At 64.0% G+C, this 24,356-nt stretch carries 20 protein-coding genes and 2 pseudogenes; 11 read left to right on the top strand and 11 right to left on the bottom strand.

From position 1 onward, the window contains the following. Positions 1 to 28 precede the first annotated feature (28 nt). Together ACFXN1_RS20845 and ACFXN1_RS20840 are read left to right on the top strand one after the other, a co-directional pair. Positions 29 to 3,484 carry a protein kinase gene (locus ACFXN1_RS20845; protein ID WP_379438000.1) on the top strand — a complete coding sequence of 1,152 codons (3,456 nt, stop codon included), beginning with the start codon at positions 29 to 31 and terminating at the stop codon, positions 3,482 to 3,484. 627 nt (positions 3,485 to 4,111) lie between these two features. Further along, the gene (locus ACFXN1_RS20840) at positions 4,112 to 4,387 is read left to right on the top strand and encodes a hypothetical protein (RefSeq protein ID WP_379438049.1); all 276 of its coding nucleotides are present in this window, start codon (positions 4,112 to 4,114) and stop codon (positions 4,385 to 4,387) included. 176 nt (positions 4,388 to 4,563) lie between these two features. On the opposite strand, the gene ACFXN1_RS20835 is transcribed toward ACFXN1_RS20840, so the two are convergent. Continuing rightward, the gene (locus ACFXN1_RS20835; RefSeq protein ID WP_379438001.1) at positions 4,564 to 5,181 is read right to left on the bottom strand and encodes a TetR family transcriptional regulator; all 618 of its coding nucleotides are present in this window, start codon (positions 5,179 to 5,181) and stop codon (positions 4,564 to 4,566) included. A 110-nt stretch (positions 5,182 to 5,291) separates the two neighbouring features. On the opposite strand from ACFXN1_RS20835, the gene ACFXN1_RS20830 reads away from it, so the two are divergent. Next, positions 5,292 to 6,257: an aldo/keto reductase gene (locus tag ACFXN1_RS20830; protein WP_379438002.1), complete on the top strand. Its 966-nt coding sequence runs from the start codon at positions 5,292 to 5,294 to the stop codon at positions 6,255 to 6,257. A gap of 273 nt (positions 6,258 to 6,530) precedes the next feature. Then, positions 6,531 to 6,752, top strand: coding sequence for a hypothetical protein (locus ACFXN1_RS20825; RefSeq protein ID WP_379438003.1), 222 nt, complete (start codon positions 6,531 to 6,533; stop codon positions 6,750 to 6,752). A gap of 129 nt (positions 6,753 to 6,881) precedes the next feature. On the opposite strand, the gene ACFXN1_RS20820 is transcribed toward ACFXN1_RS20825, so the two are convergent. After that, a complete protein-coding gene (locus tag ACFXN1_RS20820) occupies positions 6,882 to 7,787 on the bottom strand; it encodes a helix-turn-helix domain-containing protein (RefSeq protein WP_379438004.1) in 906 nt (301 codons plus the stop codon). A gap of 172 nt (positions 7,788 to 7,959) precedes the next feature. On the opposite strand from ACFXN1_RS20820, the gene ACFXN1_RS20815 reads away from it, so the two are divergent. After that, the gene (locus tag ACFXN1_RS20815; RefSeq protein WP_379438005.1) at positions 7,960 to 8,379 is read left to right on the top strand and encodes a zinc-binding dehydrogenase; all 420 of its coding nucleotides are present in this window, start codon (positions 7,960 to 7,962) and stop codon (positions 8,377 to 8,379) included. Positions 8,380 to 8,642: 263 nt separating this feature from the next. On the opposite strand, the gene ACFXN1_RS20810 is transcribed toward ACFXN1_RS20815, so the two are convergent. Continuing rightward, positions 8,643 to 9,437: an SDR family NAD(P)-dependent oxidoreductase gene (locus ACFXN1_RS20810; protein ID WP_379438006.1), complete on the bottom strand. Its 795-nt coding sequence runs from the start codon at positions 9,435 to 9,437 to the stop codon at positions 8,643 to 8,645. Positions 9,438 to 9,526: 89 nt separating this feature from the next. Here ACFXN1_RS20810 and ACFXN1_RS20805 point away from each other — a divergent pair, with 89 nt between their 5' ends. Next, positions 9,527 to 10,144 carry a TetR/AcrR family transcriptional regulator gene (locus ACFXN1_RS20805; RefSeq protein ID WP_379438007.1) on the top strand — a complete coding sequence of 206 codons (618 nt, stop codon included), beginning with the start codon at positions 9,527 to 9,529 and terminating at the stop codon, positions 10,142 to 10,144. A gap of 15 nt (positions 10,145 to 10,159) precedes the next feature. On the opposite strand, the gene ACFXN1_RS20800 is transcribed toward ACFXN1_RS20805, so the two are convergent. The 6 genes from ACFXN1_RS20800 to ACFXN1_RS20775 all read right to left on the bottom strand — a co-directional run bounded on the left by ACFXN1_RS20800 (position 10,160) and on the right by ACFXN1_RS20775 (position 18,513). Further along, entirely contained in the window at positions 10,160 to 11,272 is a 1,113-nt protein-coding gene (locus ACFXN1_RS20800; protein WP_379438008.1) for a hypothetical protein, read from the bottom strand. A gap of 468 nt (positions 11,273 to 11,740) precedes the next feature. Beyond that, positions 11,741 to 13,273, bottom strand: a complete 1,533-nt coding sequence (locus ACFXN1_RS20795) for a succinic semialdehyde dehydrogenase (RefSeq protein ID WP_379438009.1) — start codon at positions 13,271 to 13,273, stop codon at positions 11,741 to 11,743. Between the two features lie 26 nt (positions 13,274 to 13,299). Next, the gene (locus tag ACFXN1_RS20790) at positions 13,300 to 13,944 is read right to left on the bottom strand and encodes a TetR/AcrR family transcriptional regulator (protein WP_379438010.1); all 645 of its coding nucleotides are present in this window, start codon (positions 13,942 to 13,944) and stop codon (positions 13,300 to 13,302) included. An 11-nt stretch (positions 13,945 to 13,955) separates the two neighbouring features. Then, a complete protein-coding gene (locus ACFXN1_RS20785; protein WP_379438011.1) occupies positions 13,956 to 15,731 on the bottom strand; it encodes an AMP-dependent synthetase/ligase in 1,776 nt (591 codons plus the stop codon). 57 nt (positions 15,732 to 15,788) lie between these two features. Next, positions 15,789 to 17,054, bottom strand: coding sequence for a cytochrome P450 (locus tag ACFXN1_RS20780; protein WP_379438012.1), 1,266 nt, complete (start codon positions 17,052 to 17,054; stop codon positions 15,789 to 15,791). A 13-nt stretch (positions 17,055 to 17,067) separates the two neighbouring features. Then, complete coding sequence (locus ACFXN1_RS20775) at positions 17,068 to 18,513, bottom strand: aldehyde dehydrogenase (protein ID WP_379438013.1); 1,446 nt, start codon at positions 18,511 to 18,513, stop codon at positions 17,068 to 17,070. A gap of 73 nt (positions 18,514 to 18,586) precedes the next feature. Here ACFXN1_RS20775 and ACFXN1_RS20770 point away from each other — a divergent pair, with 73 nt between their 5' ends. After that, a complete protein-coding gene (locus ACFXN1_RS20770) occupies positions 18,587 to 19,135 on the top strand; it encodes a TetR/AcrR family transcriptional regulator (protein ID WP_379438014.1) in 549 nt (182 codons plus the stop codon). Positions 19,136 to 19,240: 105 nt separating this feature from the next. Continuing rightward, positions 19,241 to 19,336: pseudogene (locus tag ACFXN1_RS20765) on the top strand (IS481 family transposase); the annotation flags it as partial. Between the two features lie 427 nt (positions 19,337 to 19,763). Here ACFXN1_RS20765 and ACFXN1_RS20760 read toward each other — a convergent pair. Both ACFXN1_RS20760 and ACFXN1_RS20755 read right to left on the bottom strand, forming a co-directional pair. Continuing rightward, complete coding sequence (locus tag ACFXN1_RS20760; RefSeq protein WP_379438015.1) at positions 19,764 to 20,909, bottom strand: acyl-CoA dehydrogenase family protein; 1,146 nt, start codon at positions 20,907 to 20,909, stop codon at positions 19,764 to 19,766. A 14-nt stretch (positions 20,910 to 20,923) separates the two neighbouring features. Continuing rightward, the gene (locus ACFXN1_RS20755) at positions 20,924 to 21,715 is read right to left on the bottom strand and encodes a crotonase/enoyl-CoA hydratase family protein (protein ID WP_379438017.1); all 792 of its coding nucleotides are present in this window, start codon (positions 21,713 to 21,715) and stop codon (positions 20,924 to 20,926) included. A 95-nt stretch (positions 21,716 to 21,810) separates the two neighbouring features. Here ACFXN1_RS20755 and ACFXN1_RS20750 point away from each other — a divergent pair, with 95 nt between their 5' ends. The 3 genes and pseudogenes from ACFXN1_RS20750 to ACFXN1_RS20740 all read left to right on the top strand — a co-directional run bounded on the left by ACFXN1_RS20750 (position 21,811) and on the right by ACFXN1_RS20740 (position 24,101). Next, positions 21,811 to 23,013 carry a CoA transferase gene (locus ACFXN1_RS20750; protein ID WP_379438019.1) on the top strand — a complete coding sequence of 401 codons (1,203 nt, stop codon included), beginning with the start codon at positions 21,811 to 21,813 and terminating at the stop codon, positions 23,011 to 23,013. Continuing rightward, positions 23,013 to 23,468: pseudogene (locus ACFXN1_RS20745) on the top strand (alcohol dehydrogenase catalytic domain-containing protein); the annotation flags it as partial. The gene ACFXN1_RS20750 and the pseudogene ACFXN1_RS20745, both read left to right, overlap by 1 nt. 6 nt (positions 23,469 to 23,474) lie before the next feature. After that, positions 23,475 to 24,101 carry a zinc-binding dehydrogenase gene (locus ACFXN1_RS20740; protein ID WP_379438046.1) on the top strand — a complete coding sequence of 209 codons (627 nt, stop codon included), beginning with the start codon at positions 23,475 to 23,477 and terminating at the stop codon, positions 24,099 to 24,101. The last annotated feature ends 255 nt before the right edge of the window (positions 24,102 to 24,356 follow it).

Here is a 24,356-nt window from a genome sequence, read left to right as displayed (position 1 = left end):
CCCACCCGTGTAGACCGTTGAGGCGATAGTGGATCGCGATGGCGAGGGGACTCGGCGCGACCCGAGCTTCGGTATCGCGGCGGAGCTGGCTGCGGCTGGTTTCGATGATGCGGAGGAGATCGGTCGCGGTGGCTTCGGCGTCGTTTACCGGTGTGTCGAACCCTCGCTCGAGCGCGCTGTCGCGGTGAAGTTACTCAGTGCCGAGGAGAGCCGGCAGGAGCGCCAACGCTTCTTGCGTGAGCAGCGCGCCCTGGGGCGCTTCTCCGGGCATCCGCACATCGTCCAAGTTTTGCAAGCCGACATTACTGCGACCGGTCGTCCCTTCTTGGTGATGCCGTTCCACGCCCGAGGTTCGCTGCTAGCGCGAATCGGCGCGACCGGGCCGATGCCGTGGCAGGAAGTGCTGTCTGTCGGGGTGAAGATGGCCGGAGCCTTGGCGGCCGCACATGCGAATGGGGTCGTACACCGCGATGTGAATCCCGCGAATATCCTCCTCACGGACTACGGCGAACCACAGCTCAGTGATTTCGGTATCGCTCGTATCGGCGGGGCGTTCCGAACCGACTCCGGATTGGTAGCAGGAACTCCGGCCTTCACCGCACCCGAAATCCTCCGCGGTGAGGAGCCCACAACATCCGCTGATATCTATGGGCTGGGAGCAACGTTATTCTGCCTGCTCACCGGCCATGCAGCCTACGAACGCCAACAGGGCGAGTCGGTGGTCGCGCAGTTTGTTCGGATAGCGGCCGGACCGGTGCCAGACCTGCGCGGCAACGGTGTTCCGGCCCTGATGTGTGCGGCCGTCGAATCGGCCATGGCGACCGACGTCGGCGAACGACCCGCGACAGTCCGCGAGTTCGGGGAGCAGCTGCGTAACGTTCAATTTGCCTGTGGCCTGCAGGTGGACTCGATGGTGTTGCCTTCGGGTGATGAGAACCTCGCCGGTGGGTCAGCTCGCCGGCCATTGCCGACAGCACGCTCGGGACCAACACCCACACCGACGCCTACGACCAGATATCGGCCACCCAGTCCTACGCGACAGCCGGTTGCCAGGCGGCGACTCCTTGAAGTTCTGAGAGCGGAACGTGCGCGGCGGCTGGTGCTCATTCACGGTCCGGCTGGATTCGGCAAGAGCACTTTAGCCGCTCAATGGGCCGACAGAATTGCATCCGAAGGCGTGCGTGTCGGCTGGCTGAGCGTGGATCTCGACGACAACAACGTTGTATGGTTCCTGTCCCACCTGATTCGGGCGATCCACCATGCGAATCCGGACGTAGCCACGGGGTTGGCGCAGATTCTCGAAGAGCACTCGAGCGGTGCCACGCAGTATGTACTGACCGCTCTGATCGATGAGACTCACGCCGGTGCGGAGACCCTGGCTCTGGTGATCGATGACTGGCATCGGGTGACGAATCCGGAAACCATTGCCGCACTTGAATTTCTACTCGAACGAGGTTGCCATCATCTCCAGATGATCGTCACCAGCCGTAGCCGGACGGGCCTACCTCTGGGACGGATGCGTGTTCGGGATGAACTGATCGAAATCGACGAGACCGGGTTACGGTTCGACAGCGAAGAGACAGCCGCGTTTCTCACTGAGACCAACGGATTGAATCTGGCCACCGCCGATATCGAACATCTCCGTAAATCGACCGAGGGCTGGGCGGCAGCGCTGCAATTGGCGTCGCTATCACTGCGTGGTCGCGACAACCCCGCCGCGTATATCGGCCAGATTTCCGGACGACATTTCGCGATCGGCGAGTACTTGATGGAAAACGTGATCGGGGCGCTGGAACCCGGCATTCTCGAATTCGTAATGCGAACCTCGGTCCCTGAGCAGATCTGTAGTGAGCTCGCCGAAGCCCTGACCGATGTGGATTCCGGGCAGGAAATGCTCGAAGAAGTTCACCGGCGAGATCTATTCCTGCGCAGCGTTGACGACGACCTACGGTGGTTCCGGTATCACGGGTTGTTCGCAGACTTTCTGCGCCGTCGGCTGGTGGACAAGCATCCACGCATGCTCGAGCGCCTGCACCTCACGGCATCGGAATGGTTTGCCTCACACGACATGACGGCCGAGGCGGTGGATCACGCACTCGCGGCCGGCGATCCTGACCGTGCCGTGCGACTGGTCGCGGAGCGCGCCGAGGAACTGATGGAGTGCTCGCGCAACGCCACCTTCCTCGGGTTGGTGGACAAGCTACCCAGCTCGCTGACAGCACTCGACCCAAAGTTGCAGGTTTACATTGCATGGGCGAACATCGGTCCTCAACGCCCGGCCGCCGCCATCGCGGCGCTCGATCTCGCCGACCGTGCCCTGGCGGCCGGCGACATGGACGACGACGAGCGAACGCGCACCCAGCTCGAGGCGTCCTTGGCGCGCACCGCAGTCTCCTTGGTCGTGGACAGGCCGGTGACGGTGCCGGAACCGGTATTGGCCAGGATCGAGGCACCGGTCCGGCCGTTCCTCGCGCAGGCCACCGCGGTAACTGCCAGCGTTTCGGCGCTCTACCGCTTCGACTTCTCCGAAGTAGCTCGTTGGCATCGCTGGATCGAGCCGTATCGGACTCGCACCCACGGTCCGTTCGCCATCACGTACTGCGACTGCGTCGCAGGGCTTGCCGCGTACGAACAACTCGACATCGCGGCGGCCGAATCCCACTATCGGACGGCACTCGAACTGGCCCTGCAGTCCGGTGTTCGGTCACATGCCACCCGGCTGGCCGGCGCACTGCTCGGCGAATTGCTGTACGAGAAGGGCCAATTCGTCGAGGCCGAGCAGTTGCTCGATGCCGGACTGAGTCCAGAGGGCGGTGCGGTCGAATTCTTGTTGGCCACCTACGGCACCGGTGCGCGCTTGGCTGCTGTGCGAGGCGATATGGAGGCGTTGCATCGGCGTCTGAATGAGGGGGACAGGATCGCCGAGAACTTGTCGCTTCCGCGGCTGGCTGCTCGAATGGTCAACGAGCGAGTCCGCCTCGGTCTCGGGATTTCCGATACGGATCGCGAGTCGCTCGAACACATCGCCCCGTACACAGTGCAACCGAACGCCTTGCGGGCCGTCACTGCCGAGCTGGCCCATGACTCGGCCATCCGGCTACTACTCGCCGAGCACCCCACGCCGGAGGCGGTCGACCTGGCCTGCAGGCGTTCCGAGCGGCTTGTGTCGGAGATATCCCGGCAGAACCGGCCGCGCGCACTCCTGCAGGCCCAACTGCTACACGGATGCTGTCTTTCGGCAAGGGGCCGGACCGCGGACACGGCTGAGCTGCTTGCGCCGGTGTTGGCCCGTTGTGCCGATGCGGGACTGGTACGGCTCGTCGTCGACAGCGGTTGCCGATTGCAGCCGATCGTCGAAAGCCTCTATGGCTCTTCGGGATCGGAGTCGCGGCCGCCACGGTCATTTCTGCGGCAGTTGCTGGCGGAATACGCCCAAGTGCTCCCGGACCGCAGTCGTCGATCCGGGAATGAGGCGTCGCCGTAACAGCATCGGTGGGGCATCGGACATCGCACCGCGGCCGTGGGCGCTGCCACGATGCCCCGGACATGTTCTGCCTCCTTGGCTGGAGCAGTACGGAGGCTCGGGTCCGACCGAACTTGCAAAAGTAATGAAACTCATGTTATGTTTCACGATGCTGTACATCACAAATGGAATCAACTGTGAACGGGCGCACCAACGCACCCATCACAGCTGAGAGATCCAGCGGAGTACGCCGCGCTGGTGCGCCACATCGTCGAGACCCGATGCTCAACGGCGAGGCTATCCGGCTCGGCGGTGTCATTCCCCCCGTGGCACCCCGCTGACCGAGTGGGTGCGGCGGCTATGTCGAGGTCCGTCTCCTCGCTGCCCTGCCAGCGCCGCCGCACCACTCATCCGCCAACCCCGACCAGCACGCCGGCCGCAGTGCGGTCGCACCGACGGTCTGGAGGCAAACCGCTTTTGCGGTGAGGGCCGCCCGGGCGCGGAGGACGACGATGATTACCGCCGTTAGCGGAAACGCTTACCCGAACGGCTTGGTCAACCAGGGCATCTCCGCCGAACTGATCTCCGCTCGGTGGAAGCTCGACGGGGACACTCTGGACAAGTACTCGGCGCGGTCGTACGCGCGGCGTGCAGTTCAACGAGGTGGTCGAGGATCCGGATCGGATTGTTTCACCGATGAGGCGGCTGCCGGACGGCACGTTCCCGCCCGAAGGTGATGTCCACGTGCGAATTTGGCTGGCCGACGTGGTCCTCGACTACGCGTCCGCCGCAATGGCAGTACCCAACTTGATCCACGATTGGAGGAAAAAGCGTTGGTGCACAATCGAATTGATGCGCGACACAATCGACAACTGTCGGCTGCTGCCGCGCCTGCCGTACGAACGATTGTTCCTCGGCCCGTGACCCGCAGCGCCAAGACTCCAGTGGCTCGTGTTGATCTGCGAGCTGCGCTCGGGCTGTTCCGTCCACTCAGCTCCGCGGAGCGGAGTAGCGGCGAGCCTTCCGATCACCGTTGATACCTTGGCGGACTGGTTGACGCATCCTGAACCTCAGAAGTGGTCGATCAGCTGATCTCAGGTTCAGGGTCTTTGCCAGTTGCCGACGGCCTCGAAGGCTACGTCCAGAAGCTCCCCGAGCTGTTTTGAACCCTCGCCGGCAGCCCATGCATTCAGTGCCACGTCGAGGCATGCGAGGGCACTGTGAACGAGGGCTTTGGCGGCCGTGTGGGTATCAAGACTGTTGTCGATCCGGGACTCGGCAAGGGGTGTCAGGAACTCTGCCCAGTCGTTGTGTTTCTCGAGATTTCGGGCACGTAACCCGGGAGTGCTCGACGCAACCCGAGTCGTTCGAAGGGCCTTCGGGATGTCGGCCTCAGCCAGTTCGACGAAGACGTCGAGGGATGCTCGAAGTGCCTGCCAGCAAGGCTCCTGCGGTGGCCGCGCTGCAAGTGCATCGCGAACCGCCTCTCCAAGGGGCAGAAGGTCCCCGAAGATGACCTCTTCCTTGGAAGTGAAGTAGCGGAAGAAGGTCCGCGGGGAGATCTCGGTTGCCTCGGCAATGTCGTCGACTGTCGTCCGGTCGAAGCCGCGCTGATCGAACAGCTCGATGGCCTGTTCGGCAATCTCGGTGCGCATCGCGGCCCGTGCGCGGTCGCGGATTGCCACCTGCTTGCGGGTCGTTTTCTGTGAATGCGTCACGGATCCACGATACTGCATACTCCGTCACGTATGGCAGAGACTGCCATAGTGGGCGTAGGCTGTCATGGAAGGCGTGCAATGACACACTATCGACGACGAAAGGACATCTCATGCAGCAGCGCACTCTTGGGAACGAGGGGCTGACTACCTCAGCGATCGGTTACGGTTCGATGGGCATCTCTGTGGCATACGGGTCGGCCGACGAGGAGGGCGGCATCGACGCCATTCGTCGCGCCTACGACCTGGGGGTCACGCTTTTCGACACGGCAGAGATGTACGGATGGGGCGAGAACGAGAAGATTGTCGGTAAGGCGGTCAGGGGCTTCCGTGACGAGGTGGTGATCGCCACCAAGTTCGGTTTCACCCCTCCCCACCTGGGCGTGGACAGCAGGCCGGAACACATCCGGGAAGTCGTCGAAAACAGCCTGCGTTACCTCGGGGTGGACCACATCGATGTCCTCTACCAGCACCGGGTCGACCCTGATGTGCCGATCGAAGACGTAGCCGGCACGGTCAAGGAGTTCGTCGAGGCTGGCAAGGTCAAGTATTTCGGCCTCAGCGAAGCTGGCGAAACGATTATCCGCCGTGCTCACGCTGTGCACCCGGTTTCGGTTCTGCAGACCGAGTACTCCATTTTTGAGCGTGACGTCGAGCAACTCTTCCCCACGTTGCGTGAGCTCGGCATCGGCTTCGTCGCCTACTCGCCGCTCGGGCGTGGTTTCATCACCGGTACCGCTAAGCCTGCCGAAGAGTACGCCGAGGATGACATGCGTCGGTTCGATCCTCGTTGGCAACCCGGCAACTTCGAAAGGAACGTCGAATCTGTTCGCCTTCTGACCGAGCTTGCCGAGTCCAAAGGTGCAACCGTCGCGCAGCTCGCTCTCGCCTGGCTGCTGGCACAGGGAGACGACATCGTGCCTATCCCGGGAACTCGTAGCTCCAAACGGGTCGAAGAGAACGTTGGTGCTGCGAATTTGATCCTGACCGAAGCTGACCTCGGGCGAATTGCTGAGATCCTGCCCACCGGTGGGCACGGCGCACGGTACGTCGACGCGATGCTCCCTACTTGGGAGTAGGGCCTAGCGTCGATCGTCCGGGCATCGTTCCGGGGCCCACACGGCCATAAGTCATCTGGATGCCGTTTGAGGACCGGTTCGAGGGTCTTGCGTGATCGCGGCGTCCATTTGCCTCGGCTGAAGATGCGAAAGTAATGGTTACATCCTTGCCGAAGCCCTCGGACACCCCGCTTCTGGGTGTTCGAGGGCATCGGTGGTCCAATCAGCCACCAACCCGTCTAGTGCCTCATCCGGAAAGGTCGACACGGTAATGCCTGGGGATGGCGACCGGCCATGACCACCAAAGGATGGTTCCCGCCGGAAGGCGATGTCCACGTGCGAATCTGGCTTGCCGGCGTGGTCTTCGACTACCGGGCCACCGCGACGGCAGTACGCAACTTGATCCACGATTGGAGGCGAAAGCATTGGTGCACAATCGAATTGATACGCGACACCATCGACGACTATCGGCTGCTGCCGCGCCTGCCGTGCGAACAACTGTTCCTCGGACCGTGACCAGCAGCGCCAAGATGACAGTGGGTCAGGTTGATCAGCGAGCTGTGCTCGGGCTGTTCCGTCGCACGCAGCGCCCCAGCTGTAGCGCCGAGGGTTCCGCTTACTGAACCAAATTTTCCGGACATGGCACTAGCGGTGCGGCATCGTCGAGCAGAGTTGATCACTGACGTCCTGTGCGGCGGCAACGACAGCCTTGCCGAGCTCGAGAATACGATGGCCCGTCATCGGCACTTCGGGGTCGACGAGGCAGAGCGTCGTGGCGACCGCACCACTGCCGTCAAGTACCACGGCAGAGATGGAGAAGGGCCAATAGTCCTGGTCTGGAGCGATGGCGCCGACCATCACGTCCGCTGGCAAGTGAGCCACCTGATCATCTAGGACTACCGCACGGGAGGCGCCCCACTGCCCGCCGGCGCTGTTCTCGAGCACGGTGGCCAGTTCGTCGGGGGATGGCGGGAACTGCTCGACGCCGAAGCCTCGGGAGCGGGTAGCCGTGATTGTCTCGTTGAGCAGGTCTCGGTAGTCCGAGTCGTGCGGCGGCACATAGTCACACCATCGTTGGAAGTCCGCCGGCGCCGCGGACGCCGCAATGATTGCGCCCAGTGGGGGACGGTAGGCGACTCGGTCTCCGACACGCAGCCCGAGAGCGCGGCGCGACCGTGTTGTCCCATTGGCGGGCGGGACAACGTCGGCGATGATCAGATCGTCGGCCGAGGGGGTGATCGCCATTGTGCAGATGCCAACGCGATCGGCGAGTGCGGAGAGCGCGTTCCGAGCCAGATCGACGACATTGACGGCGTGTTCCGCGGCGCGCCCGATTTCGACCAACCGTGGGCCGAGATGGAAGGTGCGGCTGCGCGAGTTGCGCACGAGATATCCGGAGTTCGTCAACTCGACCAACATCGGTCGACAGGTCGCTTTGTCGACCCCCAGCGACCGGGACAGCTCCGCGAGAGTGCGCCCGCTCTCTCCCGACGCGGCGAGCATCTCGAGCACGTGAACCAGACGAGCGGTCTGCGGGGAACTTCGAGGCATGGTGGCATTATGCCACTCTTAACGTGGCATATGCCCCTCATCCTCGGATGATTCCACAATAAGTTGACACTGTGTCTGTTCAAATCGGCATATCGACAAATGCAATGACGATGGTTGAAGCAACGCAATGAGTACTGCTGCATAGCAGTTCCGCGGGCCTGGCCAGCGCCTGGTGCAGATCGAACGCCCGGAGGTGGAACCGGGCCCCGGGCAGGCTCAGGTCAAAGCCGCAGGCATTTGGCAAGCCGCAGTTGCCGCCGATGCGATCGCCACTGCCTACCACGCCGTCAAACCCACCGCGTCGGTCACGGCGGATACCACGGTGGCAATCGTCGGCCTGGGCGGCCTCGGGTCGAACGGTGCGCAGGTGGCCGCATGGCTGGGGGCGGCGGTACTAGCCGTCGACCCCGATCCCGCCGCCCGGAAGCGCGCCGAGGCGGTTGGCATCGAGACCACATTCGAGACGCTCACTGAACTGACCGACCGGCGACCGGATGTCATCATCGACTTCACCGGCGTCGATGTCACGACGGCCGAGGCGGTAACAGTTGTGAAACCCGCGTCGTCAACTGAAGGCGAGTGGACTGTGTAACCTGACGTGTCACCGCGGCGCTGCGGCGCAGCGTGGCCGGAAATCGTTTTGGCGGCAACGGATTTGGTGGCCTGGTCGAAGCCGACCGGCGTCGACCAGACGACCCCGGTCTGGCCGAGCGCGCGCCCCGGCAAACTTTGTCGCGCCCACCCGCAGTCAGCGCTGTTTACCGACCAGCGCCGGCTCATCCCAGTCGAACCGCGCCGGTGGTCACCGCCCTTCGATGTCCCGCAGCAACCTCTCGGGCACGGACCTCGGTCTGCTTACGACGATGCGCGAGTTCGTCTCGCAATAGCCGCCGTTGCCGCGCGCGCGAAATCAGGCAACGCGGCTGCTCCAGCGAGTCGGCGGGGGAGGCGGACATGGGGCCGATTCTTCTCCACGGCACGCAGCGTGTGATCGGCGATCTCGTCGGGAGTGATCAGCCGACTCAGCCGAATCTTGTAGAGCGTGTCGAAGAGTGCAGAGAGTTCTGGGTCTGTCCTCCCTTTGGTCATCAGCCCGGTGTCGGCGACCTCGCCCAGTTCGACAGTCGTGAATCCGATGCCTGATCCGCGCAATTCGGCCCGGAGATTCGCAGTGTGATGTGTGACAAAGGCTTTGGTGGCGGCGTAGGTCGCCAACGAGGGTGGTATCACGACGCCGGCGTAAGACGACACGCTGACAATGTGGCCTGATCGCCGCTGGATCATGCGGGGAAGGACTTGGCGTGTGAGTTCTGCGCCGGCCCATACGTTGAGGTCGATGATGAAGCGCAGCGTGTCGGCGGTCATCTGGTCGAATCGACCTACACACTCGTCGGCGGCGTTGTTGACAAGGATGTCGATAGGCCTGGAGACGCTTTCGATATCGGCGACGAAGTTCGCCATACGAACGCGATCGGTGAGGTCGGTGGGATGGGCTCGCCCACCGATCTTCTCGGCGGCACGTGCGAGTTCGTCAGCACTCCTGGCCACCAGTGTCACGTCTGCGCCGGCTTCCGCGAAACGAGTGGCCAGCGTGAGTCCGATGCCGCGACCCGCGCCGGTGACGAGGACGTGCGCTCCTTTTATCTGCATGATGTTCCGTTCCTGGAGTGAAGAATTCGAAGAGTGATATGGAAGACGATCCAACGGACGCTCAGTCGTCACCGACTAGGATTCGGCGTATGAGTGCACCGCCCGGACGCCGATCCCACAAGCAACGGGTCGCCGAGTCGAGCAGCCGGTTGATGCGTGCAGCCGTGGAGCTCATCGCCGAGCGTGGGCCGTCGGAGACGACCGCGACGCAGATTGCGGAACGCGCCGGATACAGCCGCGAAATGGTTCGGGTTCGTTTCGGATCCAAGCAACAGCTGGTCGAGACCCTGGTGGCACTTCCTCTCGAGGATCTGCTCGCTGCCGATTCGGTCGATGGGCGATCTGGGTGGGAACGTCTCCTGGGACGACTGTCGGAGCTGAGGCGCTTGCATGACGAAGATCCCGACCTATTGTTTGCGTTCTTCGCGATTGGATTCGACGCTGCCGGCGGCGCGGCCGACCTGCGCCCCCACATGAAAGGTTGGATCGAGCGGATCACGGAGGTCTTGGGCGCGATGGTCGAGGCGGGCGTCGCTGACGGGTCGATTCGGGCTGACGTCGACGCATCGCGCGCGGCCCGCTGGATCGTCCGCTCGGTGGTCGGTATCTCCTACGAGTGGCTGCTGGCACGAGATCGAGTGGATTTCAGCGACGAGATTGTCGACGTCGTCGAGGTACTGACACGCATCCTCAGGTCCAGCAGCTGACATGGGTGTCGCCCGTTAGCCGACGTGGTGAACGCGGGGGTCGAGCCGGACGTGCGTTCGAACGTCGTCGATTAGGATCCCCGGTTCAGCTGCGCAGACTGCGGGCAGCGCGTCCAGAATCACCCGGACGGAGGCCCCGGTTACGGGGTTGAACATTTCGGTGATCTCCAGCTCGATCTGTGACCGCAGCGTGGTTGGACGGCCCTCGATTTCGATGGTGTAGCACAGCATGCCCTGATTCCATCCACCGAAGGGTTCGTTGGCGCGGAAGGCGTTGTCCGTTCCGACGTACCAGCACTCTTCGTTCGTGAAGTAGTGGTGATCGCCTACGAAGGCGCGGTGCACGAGATGCAGGACGGCGGTCTGTCCTGCCCGGATAAGCACGCCTCCGGCTTCGACGTCGGCGACGGCGGGGATACGCTCCAGGTGGGACTCGATCTTGATCTCGGCTGGATCTGCGCCAAACAGCTGTTGGCCCATGTTGGCGGCGAGGTCGGAGTAATAGAGATCCCCGATACGGGAGACGAGCAAATCGTCGGACGGTCCTGTCGGATCCGTGCCGAATCCGATCACGTCGAGCCCACCCCACATCCCTTCGGGCGCGGAACTGAAGTCCAACGCCTCGACGACACGGAGATGATCAACCCGCAGGAGAGCTTGCGACATCGTTACTGCGAGACGTTCCGCCATGAACGACGGATGAATCCCCGTACCAAGAAGGGAGGCGTTGCCTGTGGTGCAGGCTTGCTCGAGCCGTTCAGCCGTTGCCCTGCTTCCTGACGTCCAATTCTCCCGTGCGACGTTGTGGTAAGCGACCGTCGAGATGACGTTCTTGCCGGACTCGAGGAGTGCGATGACGTCGTCGTCCAATGAGCCCCAGATGGAGGACGCGGCTGGCGTCAAGATCACGCAGTCGGCCTCGAGGGACACAATATCTTCGATCGAACGTGTTGCTGCCACGCCGTAGACGCCATCGCCGACCAGCTCTCCGACGGTGAGGCCCTCCTTCGCCTCGCTGAAGACACGGACACCCACGATCTCGATGTCTTCGCGTTTCGATGCCTCCGCGAGCACGTGCCCACCGACCTCCCCAGGGCCCCAGATGATGACGCGATACGGCTTGTCCATCGGTCCAACCTTTCGTTTTGGGTGGTCGAAATATACTTGCGGGGGCGCAAATAAATCAACCCTTCTGCGAATGGTGGACCTACCGTGGGGCCTGGACTCGCGATTCGCGTGCGGTGTTCGCCGATGTCGCGCGGCAGCGGTCACAGACGGAGCCGATTGCATCGGCGGCTGCTTTGGCGGCATCAGGCTGAAGGGGGTCCGCGACATCGAGCATGGCCGGGGCGGGCGGTGCGGTGATCGCAACCGATGCGCACTCACCGGTAGTGGCCGTGCAGTCCGAAATTTGCGGAATCACCTTCCGCCACAACATATTCCCTTGCGTGCTCGGGAATGCTGTTGGGCCGCAACGCGGGCCGGGCTGGTCGAGATAGCCCGGACCGCCGGCTCTGCCGAGCGTCCCGGACTGTCACCGCATGGCTTCTCCCGGCGCCCCGACATGCACGAAATGGACAGCCGGCTGAGATGGGATCACTTGATGTGCAGCAACTTCATGGTCTTGTACAAGGCTGTGAGCAGACGCGCGTTCTTTTCGATGCTGATTCCTGGCAGCGGGTCGAAGCCGATCAGATGCTGGCTGGCGATGGTCTGGAGTTCGGTGTACTCGAGCAGACCGTGCTCGCCGTGCCGGCGGCCTTGGCCTGAAGCCTTCATCCCGCCCATGGGGGCGTCGTTCGAGGTGTAGGCGGATCCATAGCCTTCATTGATATTGACTGTGCCACACTGGATCTGCTGGGCGATTCGGTGAGCACGGCGGGTGTCCCGGGACCAGATGCTGGCGTTGAGGCCGTATTCGGTGCCGTTGGCGAGGGCGATGGCCTCGGCCTCGGTACGGAAGGGGTACACCGAGACAACTGGGCCGAAGGTCTCTTCGGAGTAAAGCCTTACGGCGGGAGTTACGCCGGTCAGGATCGTGGGCTCGTAGAACCACGGTCCGAGGTCGGGGCGTGGTCGGCCGCCGGCACGCACAGTGGCACCATTGGCGCGAGCGTCCTCGACGTGCTCGTTCACTCGGTCGAACTGGCGCTGCAGGGTGAGCGTGCCGATGTCGTAGTCGAATCCGAATCCGGACCCCAGGGTGAGGTTGCGGGTGTTGGCAACGAATCGGTCGAGGAACTTGTCGTAGATCTTGTCGGCGACATATATCCGTTCGATCGACAAGCAGAGTTGGCCAGTGGTCGAGAAGCAGGCGCGTGCGGCGCCTTTGGCGGCCTTTTCGATGTCCGCATCTTCGAGTACCAACATGGGATTCTTGCCGCCGAGTTCGAGGGTGCAGCCGATCAGGCGCCGGGCGGCGGCTTCGGCGATACGCCGGCCCGCGGCCGAGGAACCGGTGAAACAGATGTGGTCGGCGTTGTCGATCAGTGGCTCGCTCAACTCGGCGGGTTCGCCGATCACGATCTGCCAGAGATCTGCTGGCAAACCGGCCTGCACGAAGAGGTCGCGAGCGGCCAGTGCGGTGAGGGCGGTCTGCGTATCCGGCTTGTGAACAACAGCATTGCCGGCCAGCAGGGCTGGTATCACGTCGCCTGCGCCGAGCGACAGCGGGTAGTTCCAGGGCGAGATGATCGCGACAACGCCCTTGGGCTGGCGCAGCTCCCGGGTGCGTGTGGCGAGGGGGATCGCGCCTGCGCGTCGGCGTGGGGCCAAGAATCGCCGTGCGTGGCGACCGTAATACAGCGCGACGCCGGCGATGTCGATTGTTTCCTCGAACGCGCTATTGCGTGACTTGCCTGTCTCGGCCTGGACGACATCGATCAGCTCGGTGTTGGCCAAGATCAAGTCGTGGGCGGCGCGGAAGATCTTCGCCCGTTTCCGAGCGGGCAGGGAGCTCCAATCGATTTGTGCCCTACGGGCTTTGGCGAAGACATCGCGGATGTCGCTCGCATTCGATTGGCGCAGCCGGGCCAGTGGATTTCCGGTGGCGGGCGATAAGGTTGTGATCTCGGGTCCGTGGCCGTTGAGGTGCTCGGCCAGGCGTGCGCCGGGGGCGAATGTGGTCATTGTTGGCTCCTTGGAGTACGTGCCGATCAAGGGTTGGAAGGCTCCGGCGGGTTCCTGGTTGATGTTGGCCGCCGGAGGACCGACGATTCGAGGGAGGCCGCCCACTGGTCAGCGATGCTGTGACGGCGTTCGGTGTCATCGGTGAGTAGATCGGCCAGCGCCAATCCACGAGCTAGGTCGAGGGTGGCCTGCACAAGGCGATGCGTGGCCGGATCGGAATCGTCCACATTCAAGGCGGAGGCCGCAGCGGTGTGTGTGGCCCGGCCTATCCGCTTCTGAAGCGTCGTCACGTCGTGGCGCAGGTCGTGATCGCCGACTGCCGCGACCACCAGATGCAGCGCGGCCTTGAATAGAGGTGATGCGAACGCGTCGAATAAGTATCGGACGACGGTTCGAAGTCCGTCGGGCTCGTCGGTATCGATCGAGCGGGCGGCCTCGACGATGTCGAGCATGCGGGATTCGACGATCTCGGCGACCGCCGCGGTCACGAGATCGGCCCGGGTGGGGAAGTAGTACCCGGCTGCTCCGCGAGTGGCCTGGGCGTGTTTGGAGATGTCCGCGACCGTGGTTGCAGCCCAGCCGTTTTCGGCGAGACGATCGACGGCCGACTCGAGCAGGCGCAACCGCGTCTGCTTGGCGCGCGCCTGTTTGGGGGCTGGGCGGAGTGGCATCGGGCTGGTCCTCACTCGTACATGGCGTCGATGATCGCCGCATAGCGCTGGTCGATCGGGCGGCGGCGCAGCTTGAGGGTCGGAGTGAGGACGTCGCTTCCCGGCTGCCAGAATTCCGGGACAATCGTGTACTTCTTGATCTGCTCGACGCGCGCCAGCTTGCCGTTGGCGGCTGCCACCGCGAGATCGATTTCCCGCAGTACCTCAGCCGATTTCGCAAGGATCTCCGGGTCGACCGGTAGTCCGGTCTTGGCGCACAACGGGGCGACCGCGTCAGGGTCCAGCACAATCAGAGCCACGTTGTATTTGCGGTTGTTGCCGATTGCGACGGCTTGGGCGATCAACGGGGAGAATGCCTTGACATGGTTTTCGATATTCGTCGGGGACATATTCTTTCCGCCCGCGTTGATGATGAGTTCCTTCTTGCGGTCGATGATCGAAAGGTAACCATCGGCATCGAGGCGCCCGATATCGCCGGTATGCACCCAGCCGTCGGGATCGACTGTTTCCCTGGTCTGTTCGGGCTTGTTCAGATAGCTCTTCATTGCCATCGGGCCGCGGACGAGGACCTCGCCGTCTTCCGCGATCGCGATGTCCGCGCCCGGTACCGCACGGCCGACGGTGCCCGCACGCACTTGCCCTTTGGGGCTCATGGTGATGATCCCCGCCAATTCCGACATGCCCCATCCGTCGCAGAGGGGGATGCCGATGCCGTTGAAGAACCGCACGAACTCCTCGGCGAGGGGAGCGGCGGCCGATACGGCCAGTTTCAGCGAATCCAGACCCACGGCCGCACGCAGTTTCGATAGCACCAGCGTGTCCGCGACCGCGTACTGGGCCCGGTCCACGGGCCCGGCAGCACGATTGTCGAGTTCGGCATCGGATACCCGCCGGCCCGCCCTGAGCGCCCACTGGGCGACTGCGGATTTCACGCCGGTCGACTCGCTGAGTTCGGCTTCGATCGTCGCCTTGAGCTTCTGCCAGATTTGTGGGACCGCACCGAAAATGGTCGGGTGGACATCGGTGAGTGCGGCTGCGAAGTCCCGGCGGTCGGAGACCGTGGTGACCTGATTTCCGACGACCATCAGGTGGTACAGCGCCGCTACCCGGTCGGCGATATGCGCGGAGGGAAGGAAGGAGATGACGCGGTCGGCCGGGTCGGAGGCCCAGATCTGTTCGACCCCATCGATCATTGCGATCATGTTGGCGTGGGTGATCTGCACCCCCTTGGGATCGCCGGTAGTGCCCGAGGTGTAGATCAGCGTGGCGATGTCACCGGGTTGTACTGCGCGCCACGACTTTTCGAAGTCGAACTCGGGCTCTCGTCGCGCAATCAGCTGGTCGATCGTCATGGTGTCGGCGTGCTCGCCGTCGATGCACACAAGGTGTTCGACCTTCGTGCCCGCGAGCCCTGCCCTGATGTTGGGCAGGTACTGGGACTCGCAGATCACGACCTTCGCCGCGGAATCGGCGAGCGCGTACCCGATCTGCTCGGGTGCATTGGTGTTGTACACCGAGAACGCTGCCGCGCCCAGGTGCTGGACGGCGACATCGGCGGGATAGAACTCGGGCCGATTGGTCATCATCAGCGCGACCGTGTCCTCGCGGCCGACGCCGAGCCCGGCCAGCCCGGCGGCCATCGCCTCAACCTGTTCGCCCCATTCAGCGAAGGTGAGGGTGGTGGCGTTGCCCGTCGTGCGGACTGCGACGGCGTGCGGATCGCGGGCGACCGTGGCCTGGAACGCCTGACACAGCGTGGCGGACGCGGCAGCGAACGTCGATGCCATGGATCTTGCTCCTGATCTTCTATGGTGCGGTGATGGGCCCAGGGCGCGCGGCAGGACTCACTGCTCGGGCGTGAAGGTGATCGGCATCGACTTGATGCCGTGAATGAAGTTGCCCGCCAGCATGATCGGTTCGCCTGCCTTGAAATCTGGTATGCGGGTGAGCAATTCGCGGAACAGTGCTCGCAGCTGGGTCTTGGCGACCTGGTTGCCGAGGCAGAAATGCGCGCCGCCGCCGCCGAATCCGAGGTGCGGGTTCGGATCGCGGGACAAATCGAAGATGTGCGGGTCAGTGAACACCATGGTGTCCCAGTTGCCGGACGGATAGAACATCACGACCTTCTCGCCGGCCCTGATCAGCTGCCCGGCGAGCTCGTAGTCCTGCACGCAGGTTCGCTTGAACGTCATGACCGGTGAGGCCCAGCGCACGAACTCCTCGATGGCGCTCTTGATCCGGCCGTCGAAGTCCTCCATCAGCCAGGTCCGCTGCTCGGGGAAGTCGGTGAGCGCCTTGACCGCATGCGCGGCGGTCTGGCGAGTGGTATCGGTTCCGGCGACGCAGAGCAGGGTGAAGAATGACGACAGCTCGACGTCGTCGAGTCGTTCGCCGTCGACTTCGGTATTGGCCAGCGCGGACATCAGGTCGTCGCGGGGGTCCTCGCGGCGTTCCCGCGCCAAGCGGCGGCCGAGTTTCGTGAGGAACCAACCGACTTCGGCCAGTGCCTCGGATCGGTCGCGACCGCCGCGCACGTCCGGATCGTTCCAACCGGTAATGATCTCGGCAGCGTGTGCGACATCGAGCTGGTCGGACTTGTCGACGCCGATCATGTCGCACACCGTGCGCATGGGGAGGACTGCGGCGACATCCTTGACCATGTCCGCCTCGCCCTTCCGGGCGATGTCGCCGACGATGTCGCGCGCGTTGGCGTCGATCTGATCCGCGATCCGCTGGACCTGCTTGGGAGTGAAGGCGGCGCTGATGATCTTGCGCTGTTTGGTGTGGTCGGGCGGATCCATGGCGAGGATCGACTGGGAACCACGAAGCACATCCGGCGGGAGATTCTCGAAGGTCACGCCCTGGCCCGAGACGAACACATCGTTGCGTCGGCTCACCTCGATGATGTCGGCGTGCCGAACCACCGCCCAGTAACCGGGGATGTCCTCGGGCATCCACGGGTCCTCGACCTGTGGCTGCCAGCTGACCGGGGCGTCGGCGCGCAGTTCGGCGAAGGACTCCTCCCGTTCGCGGGCGGTTTTCGACCAGAACGCCTTCGAAGATAGATCGATGTAATGGTAGGGCCGAGTGTGGGTTTCGCTGGCGGTCATGAATTTCTCCTGGTCAGGCGGGCAGATAGATGGATTTCGGCTGCTGGAAGGCGGTCAAGCCCTCCGGGCCGAGTTCGCGCCCGATCCCGCTGTTCTTGACGCCGCCGAACGGGGCGCCGAAATCGAAGGTGAAGCAGTTGACGCCCAAGCTGCCGGTGCGGATCCGTCGTGCGACCTCGAGGCCTCGCTCGGTGTCCGCGGTCCACACAGTGCCGGCGAGGCCGTACTCCGAGTCGTTGGCGATCCGGACGGCGTCGTCTACGTCGCGGTAGCGGATTATCGACAGGACGGGCCCGAAGATCTCTTCCCGTGCGATGGTCGCGGAATTGTCGACATCGGCGAAAACCGTTGGCTGCACGTACCATCCGCGTGGAAGGTGCTGTGGTCGAACACCTCCGGTGGTGACCCGACCACCCTCAGCCTTGCCTGTGGCGATGTAGCGCTCGACAGTGCTGCGCTGACGAGCCGTGGCGAGCGGCCCGATCAGTGTGGCTCGATCGAGTGGATCGCCGACCGGCAGTGCCTCGGCCATCGCGGTGAAAGCGTCGACCACATCGTCATAACGGTTGTCGGGTGCAAGGATTCGCGTACTCAGATAGCAGGTCTGGCCCTGGTTGAGCAGGGTCGCGTTGAACAGTTCGCGCCCGGCCTGTTCGAGGTCGGCGTCGTCGATCACGATCGCAGCGGACTTGCCGCCGAGTTCGAGCGTGACGGGGCGCAGCAGTCGCGCGCATTGTTCCGCGATGGCCCGGCCGGCGGCGGTGGACCCGGTGAACGCCACCTTGTCCACGTCCGGATGTGCGACCAGGTGTGCCCCGACCGCGCCGCCACCGGTGACGATATTGAGTACGCCCGGCGGCAGTTCGGCGGCCTCTGCGGCTTCGGCCAGCAGGAAGGCGTCGAGCACGGTCTCGGGTGCAGGCTTGAGAACGACCGTGCAGCCCGCCGCGAGCGCGGGCGCCAGTTTGAAGAACGTCAGCGTCTGCGGATAGTTCCATGGCACGATCGCCGCGACCACGCCGATCGGTTCGCGGCGCACCACCGTAGTGCCTGTGACGAGCGATGGACGTTGTTCCTCGGCGGGGGTCCGTCCGATCAGGTCGGCGTAGTACCGCAGCAGCGCGGAGGGCGCGGCGCCCTCGGTGCGGCGACCGACGGTCACCGGCATGCCGTTCTGCAGGGCAACGCGACGCACGAATTCATCTCGTCGCCGGTCGATTTCGTCTGCGAACCGGATCAGCACGGATGCTCGCTCGGATGCGGGCCACATGGACCACCCGGAGGGGGCGTCGAAGGCCCGGCGGGCGGCGGCGACGGCGTTGTCGACATCGGTGGGCGTGCCCTCGGGCACCTGGCCGATCGGATCTTCGGTGGCAGCACAGGTGACGGTGAGGATCTGTGTCGAGGACGGCGGGACCCAGTGGCCGCCGATGAACAGTCTGTCATAGACGTATTCCATGGACCACACCATAGAGCATGTTATGGTTCATGGGAAGGGCGGACAATAGGATGAGCTACGGTACGGTGATTGCATGTCACGTGTGGTGAACAAGGAGCAGTACTTCGAGTACGGGCTCGAGATCCTGGCTCAGTCCGGCTTCAAGGGCCTCAACATCCGCGTTCTCGTCAACGGATTGGGCGTGACCAGCGGCTCGTTCTATCACCATTTCGGCAGTTGGCAGGGTTACGTCGACGCCCTGCTGGAATTCTGGGAGAACCGGCAGGTGGTGATCCTGCGGGATATGGAATTCGGCACAGGCACGCCGGATTCCGATATCGACAAGCTGCGGAGACTGACGCTGGGGTTGCAGCATGGCGCCGAGGCTGCCATCCGGGCCTGGGGCGCAAACGACGATTCCGTGCGCGCTGTGCAGCGCCGTGTCGACGATGCGCGACGTAAGACGGTTCAGAAGGCTGTCGGCGGCGTCACCGGCGACAAGAGCAGTGCCAAAGCGATCACCTCGCTCGGAATGGCGATGCTTGTCGGGTATCAACAGCTCGCGGCGGCCGGACATCAGGACGATTTCGCGGTACTACTCGACGAGTTCGTCCGGCTGGTCTATTCGCACGCCAAGGTCTAGGTGTACTGACCATGGACGTTGGTGACGGCGTGGCGAGCTGACATGACGAAGACCTCCGAGTGAAGTGCGAGCTGTCTAGGAACGCATTCACTATCGGAGGTCTTCGTGTCCCACCGTAATGCCCCGCTGTCGGAACTGGGCCGGTTACGGCTGGCCCGGTGCGTCGTCGACAACGGTTGGCCACTACGCCGAGCTGCCGACAGTCGCCGCCGTGGTCAAGGCGCACCATGGCACCATAACCCTCGAAAGTGAGCCAGGCCGAAGCGAATTCACGGTCCGCCTTCCCGCTTCACCACGCTGATGCGCAACGGCAGAGCACAATTGGGGCCGCCGACCAGGTCGCTGTGCCCATGAGTTCGGCACTACCTGCACGGCACAGGGATTCCCGGTGCCGTGCAGGCCACTATCAGTTGGCCTGTGGGCACTGCGGAGGTTGCCCGTCCGGCTGGGGGCCCTGCGGGGGCTGTCCTTGGCCATCTTGCGGAGGCGGACCCAGCTGGCTGCCGGGCGGAGGCGGGCACTGCTGGGCAGGCGCCGCGCCACCCGGCTGACCCGGGCCGGGATCGGCGTTCGCCACTGTCGGCGCCGCCGCGGCGAGCATGATGCACGAGCCGCCCCGACTGGCAGCTCAAGTCAATCGCATTGCGCGACTGATGATTTCGCGCATGATTTCGCTGGTGCCGCCATAGATGGTCTGGATGCGTGCGTCGAGATAGGCTTTCGCGATCTTGTACTCGCGCATATAGCCGTAGCCGCCGTGTAGTTGCAGGCAACGGTCGATGAGTTTCACCTGGGCCTCGGTGGCATAGAGCTTGGCCATGGCGGCTTCATCTGCGGTGAGAGTGCCGGCGTTGAGTTCGGTGATGAAGCGGTCTACCAGCACCCGCACCGCCATTGTCTCGGTGGCGAGTTCGGCCAGGGCGAAGCGGGTGTTCTGAAGGGCGCCGATGGGTTTGCCGAATGCCTGACGGCTACGGACGTATTCGATGGTGGTGGCCAGGGATGCTTCCATCGACGCCGCGGCGGTCACAGCGATCGACAGTCGCTCCTGCGGCAGGTTGCGCATGAGGTAGTAGAAGCCTTGGCCGCGTTCGCCGAGCAGATTGTCGGTGGGGACGCGGACGTCGGTGAAGCTGAGTTCGGCAGTGTCCTGGGCGGGCATACCGATCTTGTCGAGATGGCGGCCTCGCTCGAATCCCGGCATGCCGCGTTCGACCGCGAGGATACTGAAGCTTTTGGCACCCTGGCCTGGATCGGTTTGCGCGACAACGAGAACGAGGTCGGAGTTGATGCCGCTGGTGATGAAGGTCTTGGCGCCGTTGAGGATCCAATGGTCTCCGTCGAGTACGGCGCGAGTCTTGATGCCCTGCAGGTCGCTTCCGCATCCCGGCTCGGTCATCGCGATAGCGGTGATGATCTTGCCAGAGCAGAATCCCGGCAACCAGCGCTTCTTCTGCTCATCACTGGCCAGGTCCAGCAGGTAGGGGGCGACGATGTCGTTGTGCAGAGGGAACGACAAGCCGCTGTATCCGCCGTTGGCCAGCTCTTCGGCGATGATCGCGTTATAACGGAAGTCCGATACGCCGCCGCCCCCGTACTGCTCAGGCACGGCCGTGCCAAGGAACCCCTGCTTGCCGGCTTCGATCCAGACTTCCCGGTCGACGATCTTCTGCTGTTCCCAGCGTTCGTGATGCGGGGCGACATGCTGGTCGAGGAATTTTCGGAACGAGTCGCGAAACAGGTTGTGTTCGGCCTCGAAAATGTTGCGTTGCATGGGTTTCCTACTCCTTACTTGCCTTGCCACCGGGGGGCGCGCTTCTCGGCGAATGCCTGCGGGCCTTCCTTGGCGTCTGCGCTGCGGAACACCGCGCGCAGTTCGTCGGCGTTCATCTCCCACAGTTCGTCGCTGAAGTCCGCGCCGAAGTCTGCGGCGCGGTAGATGACGCGTTTGCTCGCGCGCACCGACAGCGGGGCGTTCGTGGCGATCTGTTCGGCCAAACCAACCGCGGTGGCGAGCACCTCGTCGGCGGGTACTACCCGATTGACCAATCCCCACCGGGCCGCGGTCGCTGCGCCGATCGGTGCACCGGTGAGGGCAACCTCGAGGGCGAGTTTGAGCGGTATTTGCCGTGGCAACCGCAACAGTCCGCCCGCCGCAGCCGCGAGTCCCCGTTTGACCTCAGGCAGACCGAGTTTCGCGTCCTCGCTCAGCACGGCCAGGTCGCAGGCCAGCATGATCTCCGTGCCGCCGCCGAGTGCGAATCCGTTGACCGCGGCAATGATCGGTTTGCTGACGAAGTGTTTGACCAGGCCCGCGAAGCCCCACTCTTCGTGTCCCTCCGCGTGAATGCGGTCGCCGGCGGCGAGGGCCTTGAGATCGGCGCCCGCGCAGAACGCGCGACCGGCTCCGGTGATCACCGCAACCTGTAGCTCGGGATCATGGCCGAAATCCTCGAGCGCTGTGCCGACAGCGGTGGACAGGGCGCCGTTGACGGCGTTGAGGGCGTCGGGCCGGTTGAGGGTAATGATCGCGACCGCGCCGCGGCGCTGCAGGGTTGCGGCAGGTGACGGATCTGACATGCGCTGGTTCCTTTCGGCGGTGTTCCTGGACTCCGACCATAGTGTGAGTTATGGTGTTGACAACACCATAGATTACGTTATGGAAGGTTCAAGCCATGCCGCGCACCGACGCTCCCCGCCCGCTCGACGGTTTCCGGGTTCTGGATTTCACCCAGAACGTGGCAGGTCCGCTGGCCGGTCAGGTCCTGGTGGACCTGGGCGCGGAAGTGATCAAGATCGAGGCCCCGGGCGGTGAAGCGGCGCGCCGCATCACCTCGGTGGTACCGGGCCGGCCGCCGCTGGCGGCCTACTTCCTGCCGAACAACCGCGGGAAGAAGTCGGTGATGGTGGACCTGGGGACGCCCGAGGGCAAGGATGCGGTCCTGCGTCTGGCCGACACCGCGGATGTGGTCCTGGAAGCCTTCCGGCCGGGCGTGATGGAGAAGCTGGGTCTCGGCCCCGATGAATTGCGGTCGCGCAATCCGGGTTTGGTCTACGCGCGGTTGTCGGCCTACGGCGGGAACGGCCCGCACAGTGGGCGGCCGGGCCTGGATCTGATGGTGCAGGCCGAGGCGGGCATGACCACTGGTTTGCGCCGACCCGACGGCGGGCCGCAGATCATTCCGTTCCAGCTGGTCGACGGCGCCAGCGGCCATGTGCTGGCCCAAGCGGTACTGGCCGCGCTGCTGAACCGGGAGCGGCACGGCGTCGCCGACATCGTCCGAGTCGCCATGTACGACGTGGCCGTCAGTCTGCAGGCCAATCAGCTCACTCTGCATCTGAACAAGGCGCCGAAAACCGCAGTGCCGCAGCCGGAGAAGCTCGAACCCGAGCGGGATGGCAAGCCGCGCAAGAAGGTTGCCTTTGCTACCCAGCCCTCGGAAGCGTTCCGGGCCGCCGACGGCTTCCTGGTGCTCTCCGCCTATGTCCCGAAGCACTGGGCGAAACTCTGTGAAGTAATCGGGCGGCCGGAGCTGGTCACCGACGAACGGTTCGCCGATCAGCGGCTGCGGTCGATGAACTTCGAAGACCTGAAGGCCGAGCTCGAGAACTCGCTGTCCGCGCGCACCGCCGCCGAATGGGTCGGACTGCTTCACGCCGCGGGACTGATGGCCACCCTGGCATACAACTGGAGGCAGGTGGTCGCCACCGAGCTGTTCGCGGAGAACGAGCTTGCCATGACCGTGGGGGAGGGCGAAGGCGAACTGAGACTGATCCGCACCCCGGCTCGCTACTCCACCTTCACCAATGCCGGAGTCGGGGCGCCGCCCGGACTCGGCGAACACAATGCGGAATTCCTGACCAACGTGGAGGCGTAATGATCCAGTCCATCGCTGCTGTGCTCCGAGAGCCCAAAGAGCCGTTCACGATCGAGGCGATCACCCTCGACGAACCCGGGCCGGGTGAAGTAACTGTTCGCATCGCCGGGGTCGGGTTGTGCCATACCGACCTGTTGCCACGGGTGGCGCCGGGCCTCCCGCTACCTATCGTCCTCGGGCACGAGGGTTCGGGGGCCGTCGTAGCCGTCGGGGACGGGGTCACCGAACTCGAGGTCGGTGATCATGTGGTGATTTCGTTCGATTCGTGCGGCAGTTGCCGGACCTGTGAGTCCGGACACCCGGCCTATTGCGCCACCTTCTTTCCGCGGAATCTGTCGGGCCGCCGCACAGACGGCACGACCAATGCGAAAGACGCTGCGGGCGCGGAGGTCTCGGCCCGGTGGTTCGGCCAGTCCACGTTCGCGACGTGCACGGTGGTCGCGGCCCGCAACGTCGTGAAGGTGGACAAGGATCTGCCGCTGCACCTGCTCGGGCCGCTCGGCTGCGGCTTTCAGACCGGCGCGGGCGCGGTGCTCGAGTCGTTGCGGGTCGAGCCGGGTTCCAGCATCGTCGTCTTCGGTGCCGGCGCGGTGGGTCTGGCGGCGATTATGGCGGCGAAGGCCGCCCGGGCCGAAACCATCGTCGCGGTTGATCTCAATCCGGGTCGACTCGAACTCGCCGCGAAATACGGTGCGACCCATACTTTCGACGGCCGTGCCGATGATCTCGGCGACCGGCTGCGGCAGGCCACGCAGGGCGCGGATTACGCAGTCGACACGACCGGCGTGCCGGCGGTGATTCGGACCGCGATCGATGCGCTGCATCCGGGGGGCGTTTGCGGCTTGATCGGCGCCCTGCAGGGCGACCTGATAATCGACCCGACGCTGCTGGCGGTCGGCCGGACCGTGAAGGGCATCGTCGAGGGCGATGCCGTTCCACAGCTGTTCATTCCACGGCTGATAGGGCTTTGGCAGGCTGGAGAGTTCCCGTTCGATGAACTCATCCGCACATACCCGCTGGCCGAGATCAACGAGGCCGAGGACGCCGTGCGTCGCGGAGACGTCGTCAAACCGGTACTGATTCCCTGAAGTCCATGCGGTTCGGAATGGGGCGTCGATTGCGACCGATCGGCGGTCGCGGACTGCGTGAAAACACCGCGGATGCGACGTGATCGACGTCGTGCCGAAGTAGTTCTGGCGGCGCGCGGCTATCACGCGGCTTGTCTGGATACATGCCCTCTATAGACGCGATATCCGCTGCAGGCGCGGCGATTCCGCGCTCCAGCCCTCGCTTTGTTCGGCGCCAGCCGGTTCGCCGTGCAGTACTGTCTCGAGGCCGGGCAC

Origin of the sequence: Nocardia sp. NPDC059154 (genome assembly GCF_042755705.1) — a bacterium.
Taxonomy (GTDB): Bacteria; Actinomycetota; Actinomycetes; order Mycobacteriales; family Mycobacteriaceae; genus Nocardia.
Note: the sequence above shows the minus strand (reverse complement) of the source record. Positions and strands in the feature narration are given on the sequence as shown.